Source organism: Pseudoalteromonas sp. SG43-3 (genome assembly GCF_014164385.1).
GTDB classification, from domain to species: Bacteria; Pseudomonadota; Gammaproteobacteria; order Enterobacterales; family Alteromonadaceae; genus Pseudoalteromonas; species Pseudoalteromonas distincta.
Map to the genome: position 1 here is coordinate 1 of NZ_JACJFC010000049.1, position 2,936 is coordinate 2,936.

Sequence of the window (2,936 nt, forward strand, 5' to 3'; positions counted from 1 at the left end):
AAAGTTGCTATTATTGCCTGTATAAGAAAGCTTATAGTAATCATAAATTCTATGGTGAGGGATGGTGTCATGTGGGATCCTAAAATGGTTTGAAATTAGGAATTGACACCATAGTCACTTGTTAGGCTTTAGCTAAGTTGCCTGCAATTAAAACTTCGGTATCATTTAAAGGTATAATTACTGATAATGAATTTAAGCAATTACTTAATCAAAATTTATCTTCGTTTAAAAATTTAAATCGAGCTATCCAATCACTCCCTGAATACAAATTAGGCGCTCATAAGGTTTTAGATAAAGCGCGTGATTCAAGGAATGAACTAATTCATAGCGCAACTTTAGGTATGGACCGTAATCTCGATGATTCTGATAATATACATAAATTCATGCAAGCTATCGCGTGTTTTGTAACAGAATTGATTAGGGGGGATATCGTTATTTCGTGTTTAATCTCTCTTAGTAATAAAGAGGATATTCCTAGTCACTTCTTGACTAAAGAATATGAAAACTCAATATTGAAATGGGTTTTCCAACGCTTCGAAACATAACAAGTGTCTAAGGTTACGACAGTCCTCTCATGGCATAAAACTGCCCATCGAATAAGTATAATCTTATACTGCAGTGGTATAAAACTTTAAGGGAGGTATATTGTCGTTGATAATGATCAAAATCTTTATGCTTACGATGCAAACAGAAAACACATGAATTTCATTGCGCCTCTTATTTGTAGTAGCCAATGAAATAGAATAATTATTAGAACATTATCAAAGTATTAATTTCACAAGTTACACTCCTTTGGTTATGCTAGTGAGCATTATAAAATTATATTGCGAAACCCTCTATGCTACCTCTACTTCGTATCTTGATAATTGAGCAAGACCCAGCCACTTTACAAGGGCTTTCAACGAACCTATCAAAGACCATTCCTAACTTTGAGCGAGACGATATTCATATCGATATTATTGAATGCCTCGAGCTTAAACACGCGCTGGAATGTGTAGAGGAAGATGGTGATATTCAAGCCGTAGTTCTAAGCTGGGATATGCACAACAAAGTGGGTGAGCGGATGTATAGCCGCTTTATCGAGGATTTAAAGGCAATTCGTCTTGAGTTACCGGTTTATGTTATTGGCGACGACACTAAAGGGCTGGAGATCGTAAACGAATCAGAAGAAATCGAATCATTCTTTTTTAAAGATGAAGTGATTTCTGACCCAGAAGCTATTTTAGGCTATATGATTAACGATTTTGACGACCGCTCTGAAACGCCATTTTGGACGGCGTATCGTCGTTACGTTGGTGAAGCAAACGACTCTTGGCATACACCGGGTCATAGTGGGGGTTCTAGCTTTAGAAACTCACCTTACATTAAAGATTTTTATCAGTTTTACGGCCGCAATGTATTTGTTGGCGACCTGTCGGTTTCGGTAGACTCGCTAGGTTCATTATCAGACAGCACTAATACTATTGGTCGCGCCCAAGAATCAGCCGCGGCGACGTTTGAAGTTAAACACACCTACTTTGTTACAAATGGTTCATCCACCTCAAATAAAATCATCTTGCAGACACTGCTGCGCAAGGGAGATAAAGTAATTGTCGACCGTAATTGCCATAAGTCAGTACACTATGGCATCTTGCAATCAGCCAGTTACCCTATTTATTTGGCGAGTATCTTAAACCCAAAATATGGCATTTTCGCGCCACCATCGTTAGCCGACATCAAGTTAGCAATTGAAAACAATACTGATGCTAAATTACTAGTGCTTACCGGTTGTACTTACGATGGCTTACTTAGCGACCTAAAACAAGTCGTAGATTATGCTCATCAATATGGTATTAAGGTATTTATAGATGAAGCCTGGTTTGCATACTCTTTGTTTCATCCTAGCTTTCGTCATTATTCTGCGATACATGCAGGGGCTGACTACATTACGCATTCGGCGCATAAAGTAGTATCGGCGTTTTCTCAAGCGTCTTATATTCATATTAACGACCCCGATTTTGATGCCGATTTCTTTCGAGAGATTTATAGTATCTACGCTAGTACATCGCCTAAATATCAGCTTATTGCATCGCTTGACGTGTGCCAAAAGCAATTAGAGATGGAAGGCTATAAGCTGCTCAATGCGCTGCTAAATCATGTTGAGGAGTTTAAACAACAGATGGCCTCGCTTAAGCAAATTAAAGTATTAGCTAAGCAAGACTTTATGGAAATATTCCCGCATTTTAGTGGTGATAATATGGGCCACGACCCATTAAAAATCCTTATTGATATTAGTGAGCTACCTTACTCATTAAAAGATATTCATAAATATCTACTGGATGAAATTGGGCTAGAGATAGAAAAATACACACACAGCACCATTTTGGTTTTACTGACGCTTGGCGGCACACGCTCAAAAATAATTCGTTTGTACAATGCATTGAAAAAGCTAGACAGCGGTAAAGTAAAACTATCGAAATCGACGCGTAGAGCTCGCTTACCTGAAAATTTACCAGCCATAGACTTGGCGTGTATTCCAAGCGATGCTTTTTATGGCGACCGCGAATCTGTGCCTATTAGCAAAAGTAACAACCGCATTTGTGCAGGTTTAGTTACTCCATACCCACCGGGCATTCCGCTTTTAGTCCCAGGCCAGCATATCACTGATGATCATGTTGAATATTTGCAAGAGTTGGCAAGCCAAGGACTGACGATACAAGGCAGTTTCGATGGTGAAATTTATGTTCTTAAGGGTAAGGTTAAAAAATAAAGGTATTGGTTTAATACTATCTCGATAATAATACCAATCTGCTTATATACGGGGTCTATTTAACGTTAAGAAAATTACGCTAGAACTAGGCAAAAATTTTTGTATCTAGTTGTTCTAAATAAAAAATTTTTAACGACGTTATAGTGCAATTTAATTCGTTAAATTGATCAAAGATTTATGCAGGTTG

General features: G+C 37.9%; 2 protein-coding genes. Both read left to right on the plus strand.

All coding sequences use genetic code 11. The annotated features are described in order from the left end of the window. The first annotated feature begins 137 nt into the window (after positions 1–137). The gene (locus tag H5157_RS20455; protein WP_182725402.1) at positions 138–545 is read left to right on the plus strand and encodes a hypothetical protein; all 408 of its coding nucleotides are present in this window, start codon (positions 138–140) and stop codon (positions 543–545) included. A gap of 293 nt (positions 546–838) precedes the next feature. Next, a complete protein-coding gene (locus H5157_RS20460) occupies positions 839–2,749 on the plus strand; it encodes an aminotransferase class V-fold PLP-dependent enzyme (RefSeq protein WP_033021837.1) in 1,911 nt (636 codons plus the stop codon). Positions 2,750–2,936: the final 187 nt, after the last annotated feature.